General features: G+C 39.3%; 16 protein-coding genes and 1 other annotated feature (1 of these 17 cut by a window edge). Of the genes, 1 reads left to right on the top strand and 15 read right to left on the bottom strand.

The genetic code is table 11. The features are described from left to right. Positions 1–204 (bottom strand) — a binding site (T-box leader) (it extends 23 nt beyond the left edge of the window). 51 nt (positions 205–255) lie between these two features. From ACFSY7_RS18190 to hmpA, 14 genes are all read right to left on the bottom strand, one after another. Further along, positions 256–1,014: a TrmH family RNA methyltransferase gene (locus tag ACFSY7_RS18190; RefSeq protein ID WP_126989251.1), complete on the bottom strand. Its 759-nt coding sequence runs from the start codon at positions 1,012–1,014 to the stop codon at positions 256–258. 91 nt (positions 1,015–1,105) lie between these two features. Then, the gene (locus ACFSY7_RS18195) at positions 1,106–1,858 is read right to left on the bottom strand and encodes a Cof-type HAD-IIB family hydrolase (protein ID WP_126989250.1); all 753 of its coding nucleotides are present in this window, start codon (positions 1,856–1,858) and stop codon (positions 1,106–1,108) included. Positions 1,859–1,870: 12 nt separating this feature from the next. Then, on the bottom strand, positions 1,871–2,854 hold the full coding sequence (locus ACFSY7_RS18200; RefSeq protein WP_380149052.1) for a zinc-binding dehydrogenase: 984 nt from the start codon (positions 2,852–2,854) through the stop codon (positions 1,871–1,873). A gap of 91 nt (positions 2,855–2,945) precedes the next feature. After that, positions 2,946–3,944 carry an NEAT domain-containing protein gene (locus tag ACFSY7_RS18205; RefSeq protein WP_380149054.1) on the bottom strand — a complete coding sequence of 333 codons (999 nt, stop codon included), beginning with the start codon at positions 3,942–3,944 and terminating at the stop codon, positions 2,946–2,948. A gap of 41 nt (positions 3,945–3,985) precedes the next feature. Next, a complete protein-coding gene (locus ACFSY7_RS18210; protein WP_380149056.1) occupies positions 3,986–5,431 on the bottom strand; it encodes a hypothetical protein in 1,446 nt (481 codons plus the stop codon). Between the two features lie 231 nt (positions 5,432–5,662). Next, positions 5,663–5,908 carry a hypothetical protein gene (locus ACFSY7_RS18215; protein ID WP_380149058.1) on the bottom strand — a complete coding sequence of 82 codons (246 nt, stop codon included), beginning with the start codon at positions 5,906–5,908 and terminating at the stop codon, positions 5,663–5,665. 698 nt (positions 5,909–6,606) lie between these two features. Beyond that, a complete protein-coding gene (gene argF, locus ACFSY7_RS18220) occupies positions 6,607–7,578 on the bottom strand; it encodes an ornithine carbamoyltransferase (RefSeq protein ID WP_380149060.1) in 972 nt (323 codons plus the stop codon). Positions 7,579–7,806: 228 nt separating this feature from the next. Next, positions 7,807–8,475, bottom strand: a complete 669-nt coding sequence (locus tag ACFSY7_RS18225) for an ABC transporter permease (protein ID WP_380149062.1) — start codon at positions 8,473–8,475, stop codon at positions 7,807–7,809. After that, positions 8,472–9,320: an ABC transporter ATP-binding protein gene (locus ACFSY7_RS18230; protein ID WP_380149063.1), complete on the bottom strand. Its 849-nt coding sequence runs from the start codon at positions 9,318–9,320 to the stop codon at positions 8,472–8,474. Before ACFSY7_RS18230 ends, ACFSY7_RS18225 begins: the two co-directional genes overlap by 4 nt. Before the next feature lie 133 nt (positions 9,321–9,453). Beyond that, positions 9,454–10,368: a LytTR family transcriptional regulator DNA-binding domain-containing protein gene (locus ACFSY7_RS18235; protein ID WP_380149065.1), complete on the bottom strand. Its 915-nt coding sequence runs from the start codon at positions 10,366–10,368 to the stop codon at positions 9,454–9,456. 71 nt (positions 10,369–10,439) lie between these two features. Beyond that, positions 10,440–11,528 (bottom strand): M42 family metallopeptidase, encoded by a 1,089-nt coding sequence (locus ACFSY7_RS18240; protein ID WP_380149083.1) that lies wholly within the window; start codon positions 11,526–11,528, stop codon positions 10,440–10,442. Positions 11,529–11,635: 107 nt separating this feature from the next. Beyond that, the gene (gene dut, locus ACFSY7_RS18245; protein ID WP_126989240.1) at positions 11,636–12,070 is read right to left on the bottom strand and encodes a dUTP diphosphatase; all 435 of its coding nucleotides are present in this window, start codon (positions 12,068–12,070) and stop codon (positions 11,636–11,638) included. Positions 12,071–12,168: 98 nt separating this feature from the next. Beyond that, positions 12,169–13,896, bottom strand: coding sequence for a DUF5776 domain-containing protein (locus tag ACFSY7_RS18250; RefSeq protein WP_380149067.1), 1,728 nt, complete (start codon positions 13,894–13,896; stop codon positions 12,169–12,171). A 331-nt stretch (positions 13,897–14,227) separates the two neighbouring features. Further along, positions 14,228–15,394 carry an NO-inducible flavohemoprotein gene (hmpA, locus tag ACFSY7_RS18255; protein ID WP_380149068.1) on the bottom strand — a complete coding sequence of 389 codons (1,167 nt, stop codon included), beginning with the start codon at positions 15,392–15,394 and terminating at the stop codon, positions 14,228–14,230. A gap of 170 nt (positions 15,395–15,564) precedes the next feature. Here hmpA and ACFSY7_RS18260 point away from each other — a divergent pair, with 170 nt between their 5' ends. Further along, positions 15,565–16,002: an Rrf2 family transcriptional regulator gene (locus ACFSY7_RS18260; RefSeq protein WP_126989237.1), complete on the top strand. Its 438-nt coding sequence runs from the start codon at positions 15,565–15,567 to the stop codon at positions 16,000–16,002. A 96-nt stretch (positions 16,003–16,098) separates the two neighbouring features. Here ACFSY7_RS18260 and rplT read toward each other — a convergent pair whose 3' ends face one another. Then, a complete protein-coding gene (gene rplT, locus ACFSY7_RS18265) occupies positions 16,099–16,458 on the bottom strand; it encodes a 50S ribosomal protein L20 (RefSeq protein WP_126989236.1) in 360 nt (119 codons plus the stop codon). Between the last annotated feature and the right edge of the window lie 23 nt (positions 16,459–16,481).

Raw genomic sequence — 16,481 nt, forward strand, 5'->3', positions numbered from 1 at the left:
CGTTACCACCCTAGTTACTGCCAAAGCAGTCACTCATTTGAATTAACGGCTCATCTGCCGGCCAACCTTTACAGCGTGATGCTGGTCCCGGTGGCTGCTAGCGGGGTGAACTTCTAAGAATGCGGCACTCGCCTCGCTTGCAGTCTATGGCGCGGCGTCCCTACTAGTCAACATCCTTATACTTTTCCCGGTCAATGCATTTCCATTATGTTTCCCATTCATTATAAACAAGTCATGTCATAACTTCAAGTGTTGTTACAGTGCAAAATGGTAAAGAACGATTCCTGTCGCTACCGCTACATTTAATGATTCTGCAGCGCCTTTAATTGGAATAATGACGTTCGCATCCGTTTGTGCAAGGAGTGATGCATCAATACCACTACCTTCATTACCCATAATTAAAGCAAAATCATGCTCTTTTTCTACTTCATTGTAAACAACTGAATTTTCAAGCGCTGTACCGTATACAGGCACATTACGCTCTTTTAAATCGGCTACCCAATCATGTAAATCACCACGTACAACAGGAATATGGAAAATAGAGCCTTGTGTTGAACGTACTGTTTTTGGATTGTATGGATCGGCTGAGCCTTTGCCTAAAATAACGGCATCAATCCCTGCTGCATCGGCTGTACGAATCATCGTACCAATATTTCCTGGGTCTTGTACAGCATCGATTAATAATAGACGTGTCCAGCCTGCTTGTGCCGCTTCGTCCACTTCTTTTTGTTTACATTGTGCAAAAATACCTTGTGAGTGCTCTGTTTCCGATAATTCTTTTGCAATCGCCTCAGATACTTCGATCAAGAAAACATCATCTAAATTCCATGATACGGGAATCGCTACACCTTCACGAATGATTAAATGTAATACTTCTGTATGTTTTAGCGCTTCTTCAACTAAGTGGAAACCTTCAACAAGGAATTCTCCTGATTTATCGCGTTCTTTACGAGTTGTCGCAAGTTTTTTCCAATATTTCACGAGCGAGTTTTGGTTTGATTCAATATATTTCATGTTTTTACCGCCTTTAGTTTGTAGTCCTCCAAATAGTATACACGAAAAAAGAAGATGTCCCCATTATTTCGAGAACATCTTCTGATGGATTTTACGCAATCGGCTCCTGCACAGCAAAAACATATTGTTCAATTGCCTGTGCGACACCGTCTTCATCATTTGTGGCCGTAATATAGGTTGCCATCGCTTTTAATTCATCATTGGCATTTCCCATTGCGACTGCCGTACCACATTCTTCAAACATTTCCATATCATTATAGCTATCACCAAAGCACATCACGTCATCAAGCGAAATCGAAAATTCAGTCGCTAGCTCTGCTAAGCCATGCGCCTTCGATGTACCATATTTCATTACCTCAAGATTCAATTCATCCGAACTTGTAATTTCTATATCTGGTAGAGCATTAATTTCTGCGCGAACAGCGGCTAGCTGGTGCTCGTCTTCAAAGAAAGCACCGAGCTTCATTGGCGGGTTTTGTAATACCTGCTGAAACATTTCAGGTGAAAAATCGCCCTGTTCATCATTGCCCCACATATGCTCCACACCGTAACGTTTAAAAATATGGATAATCTCTTGCCCCGTTTCAACCGGCATAAAACGACGTGCTAATAATTCAGCAGCATTTTTCCAAATTTCGGCGCCATTATTACAAATGAGTGGCTGCTCAAGCGCTACTTGATCCGACACACATTGTAAAAAGCTTCGACTGCGTCCTGTTGAAATCACGACGTAAAGACCGCGTGCTACCGCCTCATGTAGTACTTGTCGTGTACGTTCTGTCACGATACCCTTTGAATTGGCCAGCGTCCCATCCACATCAATTGCTAGTAATCGAACTGTCACTCCATTTGCCTCCTAGTTGTTCACTTCAAATACTAGTTTACCAAATTGTTCGTTGATTTCTAAATATTTAAGCGCGGCTGCCGCTTCATCTAGTGAATACGTGCGGTCAATTACCGGGTGCATATTTTGTGCTTCAATCCATTGCAGCATCGCACGGAACTCATCGCGGCTCCCAAGTGTACTGCCTTTTAACGTTTGTTGCGCATAGAAAAATGTACGCAAATCAAAGTCCACCATATCTTCTGTTGTAGCACCGAAAACAACTAGCGTACCACCACGTTTTAGCACCGCTAATGAACGATTAAACGTCGCACGACCAACACTTTCAATGACGACATCAACTGTTTCATCGGCGAGCTCCTGTAGCCAGTCTGCATCATTAGCTAACGCCATATCGGCGCCTAATTCCAGTGCGGCCTGGCGTTTTTCTGCGGAACGAGAGGATACGATAACACGTGCACCAAGGCTTTTCGCTAAAGGAATCATAAAGGTCGCAACACCGCTACCTGCTCCTGGAATAAACACCGTATCACCAGCCTTTACTTGCCCCTTTGTCACAACAGCTCGGTAGCCCGTCAGTGGTGCAATGCCGATTGTTGCCGCTTCAACAAATGATAACTGCGCAGGCTTTATCTCTACCTGCTCCTCTGAAATCGCTAAAAACTCAGCAAAGGTACCATGATCCGGCAAGCTTAAAATTTCAAAGTCATCTGGTGGTACCGCACTTTCGTCGTACCAACGAAGCGATGGATTAACGATAACCGCATCTCCAACTTGTACGCGCGTAACTTCATCTCCTACCGCTTCAATGATGCCCGCTGCATCACTTCCTAAAATAAGCGGCGCATCATCTTTTGTAAGACGCTTCGGTGTATATAAATCACGACGATTAAGCCCCGCTGCCTTAATTCGTACTAATACATCTTTTGCGCCAATTTTTGGTACCTCAAGCTCTCCTACACGTACTTGTTGCTGCTCCACATACACTGCCTTCATATCCAAAACCCCTTTTTTCTAAATAATCAATCTATTTGTAAGTGTAGCAAAAAAAGAGCAGTCTCTAAAGCGTTTCGGACTGCTCTTTTCATTATTTTTCAGCTTGATAGCTTTTCTTAACTTTCGCACTCGTATTTTTACCTGCTTCTGTGCGGGTAATCACGAGCTTCCCACCTTTTGCTTTTAGCGACTTCAGCTTAAATGTTGCCGTAGATGACGTTGCACTCACGCGGCCTAGCCCATTACCAAGCGTATCGTAAAACTTCACGACATCCCCCTTTTTCAGCCCCTTCACAACAACTTTGTCATTGGCTTTGCCTTTTTTATTTGTAATTGTGACATTTTTTGCAGATACCGCTTTACTAACAGGCTCTGCTTTAAATGCAATACGTTTTTTCACTGATTCTTGCTCACCAGCTGCTTGTGCTGTAATGGCGATTTTTCCTGCTTTTTTGCCTAATTGCTTCACTGATAATTTCGCGGTAGATGACGTTGCGGTCGTCGTTGCTAACACCACGCTACCACGAGAGACACGCACTGTATCGCCTTTTTTAACACCTTTTACCGTTACGGTATCACTTTTCGCTACACGGTTTGTAGCCGTTGCTGTGAGTGTACGCTTTGTTTTTGGTGCCGCAGTTGAAATCAATGTCGATTCATCAAATTTCAAATCCATATCATAGTAGTGATCGTAATTGATTTCCGCAACGACAATATGGAACTTCGCTTGAATGCCATTTGCAATGACATTTTTGCCACTAACCGTTAATGTGGCCGTGCCGTCTGCATGTCGCTCAAGTGGGATTTTCTTGCCATTTGTATCAATGATATCCTGATAGCTTGCTCCATTAAGTAACGAAATCTTCACCGTTTCAACACCGTCTTGCACGGTCAATTGTGCTGTCGGATTCATATTTGCTTGCGTATTTTTTGATAGCTCACCTTTATAATACGGTGCCACCTGTACCGTATATGCCCCGTTATCGATTGTTGCTGCCTGTGCGGCTGCTGGTGTCAACGTTAGCGTTGCTGGTGTAATTGCTGCGACACTAAGTGCTGCCGTCAAACAAAATGTAGACCATTTCTTCATGTCGTTCGCTCCCTTTAAAAAGCGGCCATCGCCACATTATATTATTTTTCTTTTGAGAATTTCACAGTTGTTTTTGCACTAATATGCTTGCCATCTTGAATACGCGCCACTGAAATTTTACCGGTTGCTTTACCTAATTGCTTAATGCTGATTTTTGTTGTTTTCCCTGTTGCCGTTACAGTTTTCAATGATTTACCCGCTGCATTGTAGACACGAATTTTTTGACCTTTTGCTGTTCCTTTTACAGTCACAACATCCGCCTTGCCTTTATTGTTTTGTACGCTAATTTGCGTTTTCGCAACTGCTTTCGCTACAGGCTCAGCCTTGAATGCTACTGCTTTTTTCGCTGATTCTTTTTCATCTTTAGCCTGTGCTGTCACATACACTTTACCAGCAGCTTTGCCTAAGCTTACATCTGCAACACGTAAGTATGCACCAGTCGCTGTTGCTGTTTTAAGCACTTTCCCTTTAGCGTTATAAAGACGGACTGTATCCCCTTTTTGCAGACCATATACTTTTACGATATCTGCCGCACCTTTTACATTGCTCACTTTACCTGTTAATGTACGGACTGTTTTAGCCTTTTCTACTGGTGTCACTTCTACTGGAGCCTTCACGCCAGCTTCCACTACTGCCTTTTGCGCTGCTACATTTGCATAACCAGCTACCCCTGCTAAATCTGTACGCTCAGTTAAACCTGCAGCTACCGCATTTGTAATGGCTGCTTGCGCTGCTTGTAACTGTGCTGTTGCTTCTGTTAGCTGCGCTTTTATTGTAATTGAATCTGCCGCTGTAAATGTTAATTTACTAAATGCATCCGCTGCTTTTGTTGTGAACGGTGCTTTGTATGCTGCAATCGCCTCTTGTTGTGCTGCATAGCCTTCAGGTGCTACAAATGCCGCTGCATCTGCTGCTGACAATGATGCTGTTGCTGATGCAATGATACTATCAATATTTTTTAGTTGTGCCGCCGCTGCTGTAAGATCCTCTTTTGTTTTCACTGCATCTGCTGCTGTGTAGCTAATTGCTGATTCTTTGTCAAAAAAAATTTTATATTCTGTCGCTGTTGGCGTGAAATCAAATGTGAATTCATGCGACATCACGCCCATTGGACCTGCTGTGTATGCAATTTTAATCGTTGGATCTTCTTCTAATGACGCAATTGTAAACGTCACTTTTTGTAAGTCTTTATCTGTTGCCCCTTTTTCTAGTACAACATCTTTACCGTTTACTTGGAATAATGTGAATAGACTGCTAACATCCATTGTTACTTTATATACATCGCCATCTTTGACAACCTCTGTGTTCGCAAACATTGCGTTATAGCTTGCTGTTGGAACACCTTTGTATAAAATTGTTGGTGTTACCGCTGTTGCCTGCGTTGCTTCGGTAGTCGTTACGCTTTCTTCTGCGTGTGCCATTGTTGGTGCAATTGCTGATAATGCGATTGTTAGTGCAATTGGTGCTGTGAATAATTTTTTATACATGTCAATAAAACCCCTTTTATTATGTAAGTTACTAACAGTTTAACAAGGGTATTTTCAAAAAGTAAACACCTAATTGAAAATAATTATCATTTTCAAATAGATAATCGAATTTCGTTGTTTTTTACCATTTTTTAGGGGTAAAATTAGCTATTTACACTATTTATTCAGTATGCACCGAACTTTTTTTCTGTCAATTAAAATTTCAATAAAAAAAGACATGAAATTCATGTCTTAAAACGTTTTCCAAAATAATACAAAGAACACCATTGTAATAATCGCAAATACTGCAATCATGACCTTTTTACGAATATCTAATGGCATAAAACGTAATGTTACCATTAACACCGCAACGAATGACGATTGCCCACGATGAATCGCGTTCTTCTCGTCTCCTTCATCTTGCGCTGTCCATTTTGTTGTATCATACGTCAATTTTAAAAACGTCAATGCAACAAGTAAATAGATAAAGCCTTCCACATTATTTCCTCCGTTCTACCTTCACTTATTGTAGAGAAAAATAGGCATATTTTCAATGATTAGCAATGCCGATAGATGGCTATTTGTTTAGGTGACTAAATTATAAGAACGTTTTTCACTTCATCTATCAAGTAGTTAGTTTCCTATTTATTGCATGAAAAGAAGTATGCAGTTGAAATTATCTGGATTCAAACACCAGTGCTTCGAGTCGTTTTGTTCATTCCGACTCGACGAAGAACACCGCTTATTTTCTCAAGGAAGATAAGCGTCCAGCGAATTTGTCCGGATTCATCGACTAGATTCGATTCATCACTTAGATTTATCCGAATGCAAGCGCTAACTCTTTGGGCTGTTTCGCACTCTTTTACGTGACATAGATCGTCACTTGCTTTATTTTTTCAAGGAAGATAAGCGTCCAGCGAACTTATCCGGATTCATCGACTAGATTCTTGGGTCAAATCACTTCTTCCTACGCGGCTAGACACCGCTTGTCAGAAGCTTTATTTGCCCTTCGAATCTGAACGAGTCGATTCATCACTTAAATAAAAAAAAGACCAACTTGTCCTCTGCCAAGTTGGTCCGGGTATAATAGCGGCTGAGTGTTCATCCCCCTCTGTAGACTACGACTCAGTGAACTCCCTATTAGCTTGCATGATCATTGACGTTCTCTGACGCCTTTTAATGATTGTTCGTATTTATTAGTCTGCTAAAAGTGACACAAGTACAGCTTTTTGAGCGTGCATACGGTTTTCAGCTTGATGGAAAATATATGAATGCTCTGGGTTATCAATAACAGCAGCTGTTACTTCTTCCTCGCGATGTGCTGGTAAGCAGTGTAGGAACATATAATCTGGTTTTGCATGTGCTACTAATTCCTCGTTAATTTGATAGCCTTCGAAGTCTTTTAAGCGTTTCGCTGCTTCTTCTTCTTGACCCATTGATGTCCACACATCTGAGTAAATAACATCTGCATCTTTTACGGCTTCAACAGGATCTGTTGTCACCGTTACGGTACAGCCATTGCTTGCGGCAATTTGTTGTACTTTAGCGATTACTGCTGGATCTGGTTCATAGCCAACTGGTGCAGCAATAACTGAATCCATACCAACATGTGCACAAGCAGCTACTAATGAATGCGCTACGTTGTTACCGTCACCGATATACGCAACTTTTAAGCCTTCAAATGAGCCTTTTACTTCAGCAATTGTTTCAAGGTCAGCTAATGCTTGGCATGGATGTGACACATCTGTTAAGCCATTGATTACTGGTACTTTTGAATACTGTGCTAATTCTTGTACCATTGTATGTTCATTTGCGCGAATCATGATGCCATCTACATAGCCTGATAGTACAAGCGCTGTATCGTGAACTGTTTCGCCACGGCCGATTTGTAAGTCGCGGGCATTCATGTACATGCCTTTACCACCTAGTTGGTGCATACCGACTTCAAAAGAAACACGTGTACGAGTTGAGTTCTTTTCAAAGATCATCGCTAATGTTTTACCTTCTAATAATTTAGGTGAACCTGATTCTTTTGTGACAATTTTCATTTTGATAGCTAATTCGACAAGCTGTTTGATTTCATCGCTTGTGTAATCGACTAATGACAATAAGTGTTTGCCCTTTAATGTATGAACGGGTTGTAATTCAATTTCTTCTAGTAATTTCATTTGTCATCGCTCCTAAACGTTTAACTTTATGTACCTATCATACAACTGTATATTTATGAAGTCAACTGCATTTTTATGTTTTTTCTAAAAAATTTTAATTTTTGCATTTTAAAAACGCTATAAACATTGATTTAACAATATTTACAGCGCTTATTATTTTTCTTTTTTATTTTCAAATTTCAAATTTCATTATGCAAAATATACTGTTTATACACTTTATTTTGTATATTATTCATCTTTCAGGCGTTTCACATACAATAGATAGGCGGCGATACAGGCAATAATCGTCCAAATCGAAATGTTTATAATAACAGCTGGCGCACCTTTTTCACCTAAATCAAGTAGTAGTAGCTGTGCACTCGGTAAATAATCCGCTACTTTTAAAAATGGAAAACGGTCAGCAAAGCTACTTAGCATACTACCTAATGAGAAAATAAATAGTACAGGTAATACTGTCAATGTTGCTTCCATTACTGATTTCGCATACAGACCACAAATTGTACCAAGCGCAATAAATAAAATCGTCATCAAAATAAGGGCTATTGTCATCGGTGCATCCGGTACAAAATCCATCACAAAGGCAACTACTGCAATAATAAATGCCGTCATCACAAATACTAAACTGCTTTTACCAATTAAAATATCTAGTGGCGATGCCGGAGTTAAGGTCAGTGAACGCAAGGTATTGCGCTCTTTTTCCTCCGCAATTAACGTTGCCTGAACAAACGCTGTCAACATACCAAATGTTAAGTTTAATACGACAATAATGAATTCTTTTTCAAACATGGCGGCAAAAATAATCGGTGCCAATAACATAATCGAAATCGCATAATTACGTGTAAACTCTTTATAATCCTTCATAAAAATAGCCTGCATTCGTCTTATCGATAGATTCATATTAAATCACTCCCTGTTACTTTCATAAAAATATCACCTAGCGTCGGTTCCTTCGTTAAAATACGCTGAATCATTCCCTGACGCATCCACTCACTTACCTTTGTAGCTGTTTCTTCACCATTTAAAGCTAACTCATGTGAAGCGCCACCTTCTAACTCAACAACTATCAATTCCTCGCGGTACTGATCCTTTAGTTCCTCTACGGTACCAATCGCTTGAATCAGACCATCATGTAAAAAGGCTACACGATTACATAAATTTTCGGCTTCAGCCATATCATGTGTCGTTAAGAAAATGGTCGTTCCTTGCTCATTTAACGCACGTAATCCACGATAAATATGTGCCGTATTTGCTGGATCTAATGCTGAAGTCGGCTCATCTAAAAAAAGGATTTTTGGCTTATGCATAATGGTGCGGGCCAATGTTACACGCTGACGCATCCCTTTTGATAAATGCGTGACACGTTTTTTGCGATGCTCTGATAAATTAACAAAAGCAAGTGCTTCGTCTACCGCTTCCTTCGGCAAATTATATAAATCCCGGTATAACACTAAATTTTCTTGAATCGTCAACCGTTCATATAGACCACTATTATCTGATAGCACACCAATTTCTTGACGCATCACAGGCTTCGTCATATCTTTTAACGAATGTCCTAGTAACGCTCCAGTCCCTGCATCTGGACTAAGTTGTCCCGTTAATAATTTAATTAACGTCGTTTTCCCTGCGCCACTTGGACCAAGAAAACCAAAAATTTCACGTTCTTTAATCGAGAAGGTTACATCATTTAATGCGGTTTGCTGCTTAAAATGCTTTTGAATATGCTGTACATCAACTGCTAGCATGTCGCTCACTCCTTGTATTGTTTGTACCTCAACAATACGCAACAAAAGCCCATCTGACTGCTGTTTTTTGCTTAACAGTAGCAAATACCGGCTGAATGGTACTTATTTTTCCGTAAAAAAGTTTCCCGGGAAATTAAATATGTAGCAACTCTTTCAACTCTTGCAGCTTTGCTCTTGATAACGGCACAACAGCTTCTTTCCCTGTTGATAAGCGTAAGCTATAGCTATTTTTTGTCCACGTAATAATCTCACGTATTTTTTGCAAGTTGACAATATACGAGCGATGACAACGATAAAAGCCATAGGTCTGCAATTTCGCTTCCATTTCTGTCAGCGTCATTTGGCATATATAGCTCTCACCCGCCACATGGACATGTACAACACCTTCAATACTCTCAATAAAATCAATTTCAGGTGGATTAAATAAAATAACTTTATCATTTTTCTTCGTCTTAATTTTCTCGACAACAAGTGGCTTTGAATTTTCTTCAACTACCTCATCCGCGTCATCCGAAATATCCATACTATGTAATCCTGTCTCATCTAAACGATAAATTTCGTCACAAGACAATACATCCTCTAAATTAGCCGATAAAATCACTATGTTTTTATGTTGTAAATCCTCAAACAATTGAAGTCCTTTTTGTCGTTCTGCATCCATTAATTCTAAAAAAGGTTCTTCTACAACAATTAATTGCTGTTCGGCAAAGCCTATGCGTAGCAACTTTAAAAAGGCTCGTTCACTTTCTGATAGTGAGCCTACCTTCATGCGTTTTATTTCTTCTAGTTGATAACGCTTTAGCCATTCTTTGTCCTGTTGCTTCGTCGTGCTCAATTGGCATAAAAACCGTACTGTCTCACGAACCGTTAGGCGCTCATAGTCTCCCTGATTCGCTGTGAAAATATAGCCTTCTCTATTGGCTAATTGCTGCAACAAGCTTTTTTTGCAGGCAACATTCGCATGAATGCCGATAAGCCCCCGTTTTATTGGTAAATGAAATGCTGGATAAATGATTTTTTGATGTTGAATCACTGTTGGAATATTCATGGATGGCCCCTTTCTTTTTCAATATTTTACCACAAAAAAAGAACTAGCCTGAAAGCTAGTCCTTGTTCTAATTAATCAAATGTAATGCGTTTCACTGTCTCAGCATCTAATTTTTTAATAACGGCTACAACTAAATCCACCGTATTATCGAAGTCATCACGATGTAAAATACCTGCATGTGAGTGAATATAGCGTGTTGCGATGCCGATTGATAATGCGGGTACACCATTCATCGTTAAATGAATTGATCCTGCATCCGTACCACCGCCAGGAATGGCTTCGTATTGGTATGGAATATCATTTTCTTCCGCTGTCTCTACAACTAATTCACGTAGACCGCGGTGTGACACCATTGAGCCGTCATAAACGATAATTTGTGGTCCTTTACCAATTTCACTTGCCGCTTCTGATTTCGAAATTCCCGGTGTATCGCCTGCAATACCAACATCAACCGCAAAACCGATATCTGGATTAATTTTATGTGTCGCTGTTTTTGAGCCACGTAAACCAACTTCTTCTTGTACAACACCACAGCCATACACTACATTTGGATGCTGTTCATCTTTTAAGCGTTTTAATACTTCAATTGCAATCGCACAACCAATACGGTTATCCCATGCTTTTGCTAATAAATGTTTATCATTTTTCATGACAGTAAATTCGAAGTATGGTGCAATCATATCCCCTGGACGAATACCCCATTCTTTTACTTCTTCATCTGATGTGGCACCTACATCAATAAACATGTCTTTAATTTCATATGTTTTTGACCGCTGTGCTGCCGGTAAAATATGTGGTGGTTTTGAACCGATAACACCGACAATTGTTTCCCCTTTTGATGTCACGATTTGAACACGTTGTGCAAGCATGACTTGACCCCACCAGCCGCCTACCGTTTGAAATTTAATAAAGCCTTTTTCTGTAATTTGTGTTACCATAAAGCCGACTTCATCTAAATGTCCAGCCACCATAATTTTCGGACCATTGGCATCGCCGACCTTCTTCGCGATAACTGAGCCTAAATTATCATGATCGATTTCATCCGCATAAGGTGTAATGTATTTTTCCATAACCTCACGTGATTCTTTTTCATTTCCCGCAATGGCGCGTGCATCTGTTAACTCTTTTAGCATGTGCAATGTTTCATCTACTTGTTGTATCATCTTCGCATCCCCTTTATTTTTACTCATTCTTACTAATTATACTACGAAGTCCGAACTATCACATTAAAAAAACGACTCAGTATTACTAACCGAGTCGCATTCGATTAAAATTTGCCGCTTGAACCAAAGCCTGCTTCCTTACGATCTGACTCTAAATTTACAGGGCCTTCTTCCATCGTAATATTCATGACAGGTGCAATGACCATTTGAGCCATTTTCATGCCTTTTTCGACGATAAATTGTTCTTTCCCGTGGTTGATTAAAATAATCTTCACTTCGCCGCGGTACCCTGCATCAATTGTACCTGGTGCATTTAATACTGTCACAGCATGCTTCAGTGCTAAACCGCTACGTGGACGTACTTGCGCCTCTGTCCATTCAGGCAATTCCATACGAATTCCTGTAGCGATGCCACGTGATTCACCTGCTGGAATTACTACTTCTTCATTTGCAAATACGTCAAAACCTGCATCACTTGCATGCGCTTTATACGGAAGAATCGCATCTTCCGTTAATTTCTCTACTTTAAACGTTGTCACTGTCTTCACTCCTATCTACTTTATCGTAACGAAATTCGATAAAAAGAAAAAGACTTGAATAAAAAAAGACTGCACCTTTTTAAGTACAGTCCTTCATTTTAATGATAAAGTGCTTTTTCTGCCCCAACAATTGAATGATCCGCTAACACAAATTTCGGATAGCCATTCGATGTGTACACAATACTTTTCACAGCAAGTGATGTGTTTGCTGCAATTGTATTTGTGATTGATGCCTTACCAAAGTATAAACCATCATAGGCATATGTTGGTGACTTCGTTACAACTTGCTCGGGAATCTCTGTATAGAACTCATTAATATTCGATGCCACTTTTTGCATAATTGTTTTTTTCGCTGTCATATACTGCCCACTCGTTAATTTCAAACGTGGTACCCCACCACTTGAATAAGTCACAGCAGCTACTTTAATAATTTTATTTTTTGGAACGGCTTCACCACGTGTAGATGTACTAAATGCCATTGTTTTGTATTTATACTCATCTTGCTTCACTAATACTGCATTGACATGATCTACAGATGTATAATAGTTTACTGGTGTCGCAGAATCTTTTACTTTTTGAACAACTGTTTTCTTTGCCGTCACATAACGACCATTTGAAAGTTTTAAACGTGGTGTACCACCAGCTGTATAGGAAATATCATTTACTTTAACAACTTTGCCCTTTTCGATCGAATCTGCTTTTTTTGAATCTGTGAATTCAACACTTGTAAATGTCGCATTCGATTTTTTTAATAATGCATAGTTCACCTTATCTTTTGCTGTGTAATAATCATCCACATCAATCGCTGGATTTACTTTTAAAACATATTTCTTGTTTGCTGTAATATAGCGTCCATTTGAGAGTTGTAAACGTGGTGTCCCATTAGCTGTCTTCACTACACGTTTTACTTTCACAATGTCACCTTTTTTAAGTGTACCTTTTTTCGTTTTTAATGCCGTTGTTGTAAACTGTGGAATGGACTGCTTTGTCACAATTTTACCTGGGTTCGTGTTGTAATAAGTCGTTGTTGTCGGCTTGCTTACTTGTGTCACCGATTCGCCTGTAAAGAAGCTTAGTGACACGCCTGATGCAAGACGATTTAAATCAACGCCACCTGAAATCCCCGGCACACGACCACTATCTGTATACTGCCATAAATGATGCGCATGACTAGGTTTTTGTGAACTATAACGCGGGATCCAAACAAAATCGAAATCTGACGTCTTTAAATTTAATTTACTATATAAGTGATTGGCTACATATAAGCCAACTTTTTTATTTGATAAGCTTCGTAATTCATCTACATAAGCCTCAACAATTGCACGCATTGTGTATGGTGTGCGCTCATTTGTAAATTCCTCTACATCTAACACATAAAATTTTGTGTTTTTTGAAGCACGATTATAAAAATTACGCGCTTCTGCACGTGCACTTGCAGGTGTGCTAGCTAATACATATGAATAAACACCAAATGGCACATCATACTTTGTTGCACTCTTTTCATACGAATCATGCATATAATCTTCCATGCCTGAACCATACTGTGTACGAATAATAACTAAGTCTAAAGATTTAGATGCTTTTGACCAATCAATATTTCCTTGCCACTTTGAAATATCTGCAATGACAGGACTTGTTGATAATGGCTGAATAGCAGATTTCGGTGTCTCCGGACCATATTCCCAAGGCACTGTACTTTCTGGTTTTGCTGTGTTTACATGCCCATCATTTTCTGCTGTTAATGTTTTTGCAGCAGCTTGCTCATATCCAATAAAAGAAATTGCAGCAATAATTAAGCACACAACAAAATACTTCACTTTTCCCATATTACACTTTCCTTCCTCGAAACAATTTAGTATAAATGACTTAAAACTATTAATAATATAGTACCATTTATACTCTTTTTTTACTTTAACAAAATGGTTACAAATTTATTACAATAGCTAGCAACTAATTCCACATTATAACATAGTTAGTAGAAACATTGGAGAATACACAGGATTTTTGCCACGCAAAGAGGCTTTGATATACGTATAAAAACAACCGTTCATATGAGCATAAAAAAACCGGAATCGCGCTGTAGCGCGGTTCCGGTTTTTCGTTGCGAACGCTAAAAAAGGAAAATGACGTGTTTTGTCCCAGCCTCTTCTTTTGTTTTTATAGCGCCATTGCTGGACCAAAAAATTCAAAATGAATATTTTCTTTTGACATACCTAATGCTGTTAAGTGTTGAATCATCGCTTCCATGAAGCCAACTGGACCACATAAGTATACTTCGCCAGTTAAATCAACTTGTGCAGCTAAGAAGTCTTGGTCAATATGGCCTGATGCTGCTGTTGTTACAGGAACGTATGTCGCATTTTTACTTGGGAATGCAATGCCTAATAATTCGCGTTCGAATGGGTGTAATGGAATATGAGATGCACTATGAATGAATTTCACTTTTGCATCATTTTCTTTTACTGCAGCTTGATACATTGCTACAAGTGGTGTAGCACCAACACCTGCTGCTAAAAATGTTACAGGTGTTCCTTTTGCTGTATTGTAAACGAAATCACCTGCTGGTACAGATACCATTAATTCATCACCCACATTTAAGTTTGCGTGTAAGTAATTTGAGACGACGCCAGCTGGTGTAGCTTGTTTTTCAGCTTTTACAGAAATACGGTATTCTTGACCGTTATACGCTTGTGATAATGAATATTGGCGGTTGTGTGTATATGGATGCCCCGGAATATTTACTTGTACAGAGATGTATTGACCTGGCAAATATTCTGGTAATGCCGCGCCATCTGCTGGTACTAAGTAAAATGATGTAATTAATTCATTTTCCACCACTTTTTTCGTTACTTTAAATGGTTTGAAGCCGCGATAGCCACCATCTTTTTGCTCTGCCTCTTGATATAAGACCTCTTCTGTTTGAATGAATGCATCTGCGATTACCCCATATGCTTCGCCCCATGCGCCTAAGATTTCATCCGTTGCAGCATCACCTAAAACTTCTTTAATTGCTGCAAGTAAAAATTGTCCAACGATTGGATAATGTTCCGGTAAAATTCCTAATGAGCGGTGTTTTTGGCCGATTTGATGAACAACTGGTAGGATCGCTTCTAAGTTTTCAATATTGACTGCTGCAGCATAAACTGTATTTGCTAAAGCTGTTTGTTGACGCCCTTTTGATTGATTTGTATGGTTGAAAATATTTAATAGTTCAGGATGTGCTTCAAATAAATTTTTATAAAATGTTTTTGTAATAGTAACACCATGTACTTCTAATACTGGAGCAGTTGATTTAATAATGTTCATTGTTTGTTGTGATAACATGTTCGACACGTCCTCTCTTCTTTTAACACCTTTAATATACTCCGCTAAAGTTTTAAAAGCAATATATAAAATACATCTTTAACAGAAAAGACATATTTTAAATACATCTTTAAATACAAGACTCTTTTTCATTGCTCTGTTATACTATCTATGAATAGGTGGTGAATCAAGTGCGATTAACATTGTACACAGACTATTCATTGCGAGTTCTTTTATTTCTTGGTGCTAAAGAGCCTGACGCTTTATCAACAATTAAAGAAATTTCAGATGCGTATGGTATTTCAAAAAATCATTTAATGAAAGTATCGCATGAGCTTGGTAAGATGGGCTATGTCGAAACGATTCGAGGTCGTGGCGGTGGTATTCGTCTTGCAAAACGCCCAGAAGAAATTGGAATAGGCGAAGTCGTCCGTCAAACAGAGGAAGATTTCTATTTAGTCGATTGTTTTAATCCCGAATCAATCGGGTGCGTAATCTCTCCAGTCTGTAATTTAAAAGGTGCTTTAAATAAAGCACTTCACGCATATATAACGGTACTTGATGAATATAAGCTAAGTGATTTTCTTCATAACAAACAGGAAATTGCCGCATTATTATTCAATGAGTAAATGAAAGGACTTAAGCCATGTGCTTAAGTCTTTTTTTACGCAAAAAAAGGCGCAATCCTAAGATTGCGCCTTTTAAAGAAGCATCGGTGCTTCTAATTATTTAGCTAATTGAGCTTTTGCAGCTTCAGCTAATTGAGCGAATGCAGCAGCATCAGATACTGCTAATTCAGCTAACATTTTACGGTTAACGTCGATGTTAGCAAGTTTTAAACCGTGCATTAAACGGCTGTAAGATAAACCGTTGATACGTGCAGCTGCGTTGATACGAGTGATCCATAATTTACGGAAATCACGTTTCTTTTGACGACGGTCACGGTATGCATATTGACCTGACTTCATTACTGCTTGGTTAGCTACTTTGTATAATGTGTGTTTAGAACCAAAGTAACCTTTAGCTAATTTTAAAACTTTTTTGCGACGTGCGCGTGTTACTGTACCGCCTTTTACGCGTGGCATACTAATTACCTCCTGCTATTCAT

This window comes from Kurthia populi (assembly GCF_042686175.1).
Classification (GTDB): domain Bacteria; phylum Bacillota; class Bacilli; order Bacillales_A; family Planococcaceae; genus Kurthia; species Kurthia populi.

Coding starts and splice junctions, on each gene's coding strand:
- ACFSY7_RS18205 (WP_380149054.1), bottom strand. CDS start 3,944: ATGAAGAAATGGTCTACATTTTGTTTGACGGCAGCACTTAGTGTCGCA.
- argF (WP_380149060.1), bottom strand. CDS start 7,578: ATGAAATTACTAGAAGAAATTGAATTACAACCCGTTCATACATTAAAG.
- ACFSY7_RS18230 (WP_380149063.1), bottom strand. CDS start 9,320: ATGCTAGCAGTTGATGTACAGCATATTCAAAAGCATTTTAAGCAGCAA.
- ACFSY7_RS18225 (WP_380149062.1), bottom strand. CDS start 8,475: ATGAATCTATCGATAAGACGAATGCAGGCTATTTTTATGAAGGATTAT.
- ACFSY7_RS18250 (WP_380149067.1), bottom strand. CDS start 13,896: ATGGGAAAAGTGAAGTATTTTGTTGTGTGCTTAATTATTGCTGCAATT.
- ACFSY7_RS18200 (WP_380149052.1), bottom strand. CDS start 2,854: ATGAAGGCAGTGTATGTGGAGCAGCAACAAGTACGTGTAGGAGAGCTT.
- hmpA (WP_380149068.1), bottom strand. CDS start 15,394: ATGTTATCACAACAAACAATGAACATTATTAAATCAACTGCTCCAGTA.
- ACFSY7_RS18190 (WP_126989251.1), bottom strand. CDS start 1,014: ATGAAATATATTGAATCAAACCAAAACTCGCTCGTGAAATATTGGAAA.
- ACFSY7_RS18210 (WP_380149056.1), bottom strand. CDS start 5,431: ATGTATAAAAAATTATTCACAGCACCAATTGCACTAACAATCGCATTA.
- ACFSY7_RS18235 (WP_380149065.1), bottom strand. CDS start 10,368: ATGAATATTCCAACAGTGATTCAACATCAAAAAATCATTTATCCAGCA.
- rplT (WP_126989236.1), bottom strand. CDS start 16,458: ATGCCACGCGTAAAAGGCGGTACAGTAACACGCGCACGTCGCAAAAAA.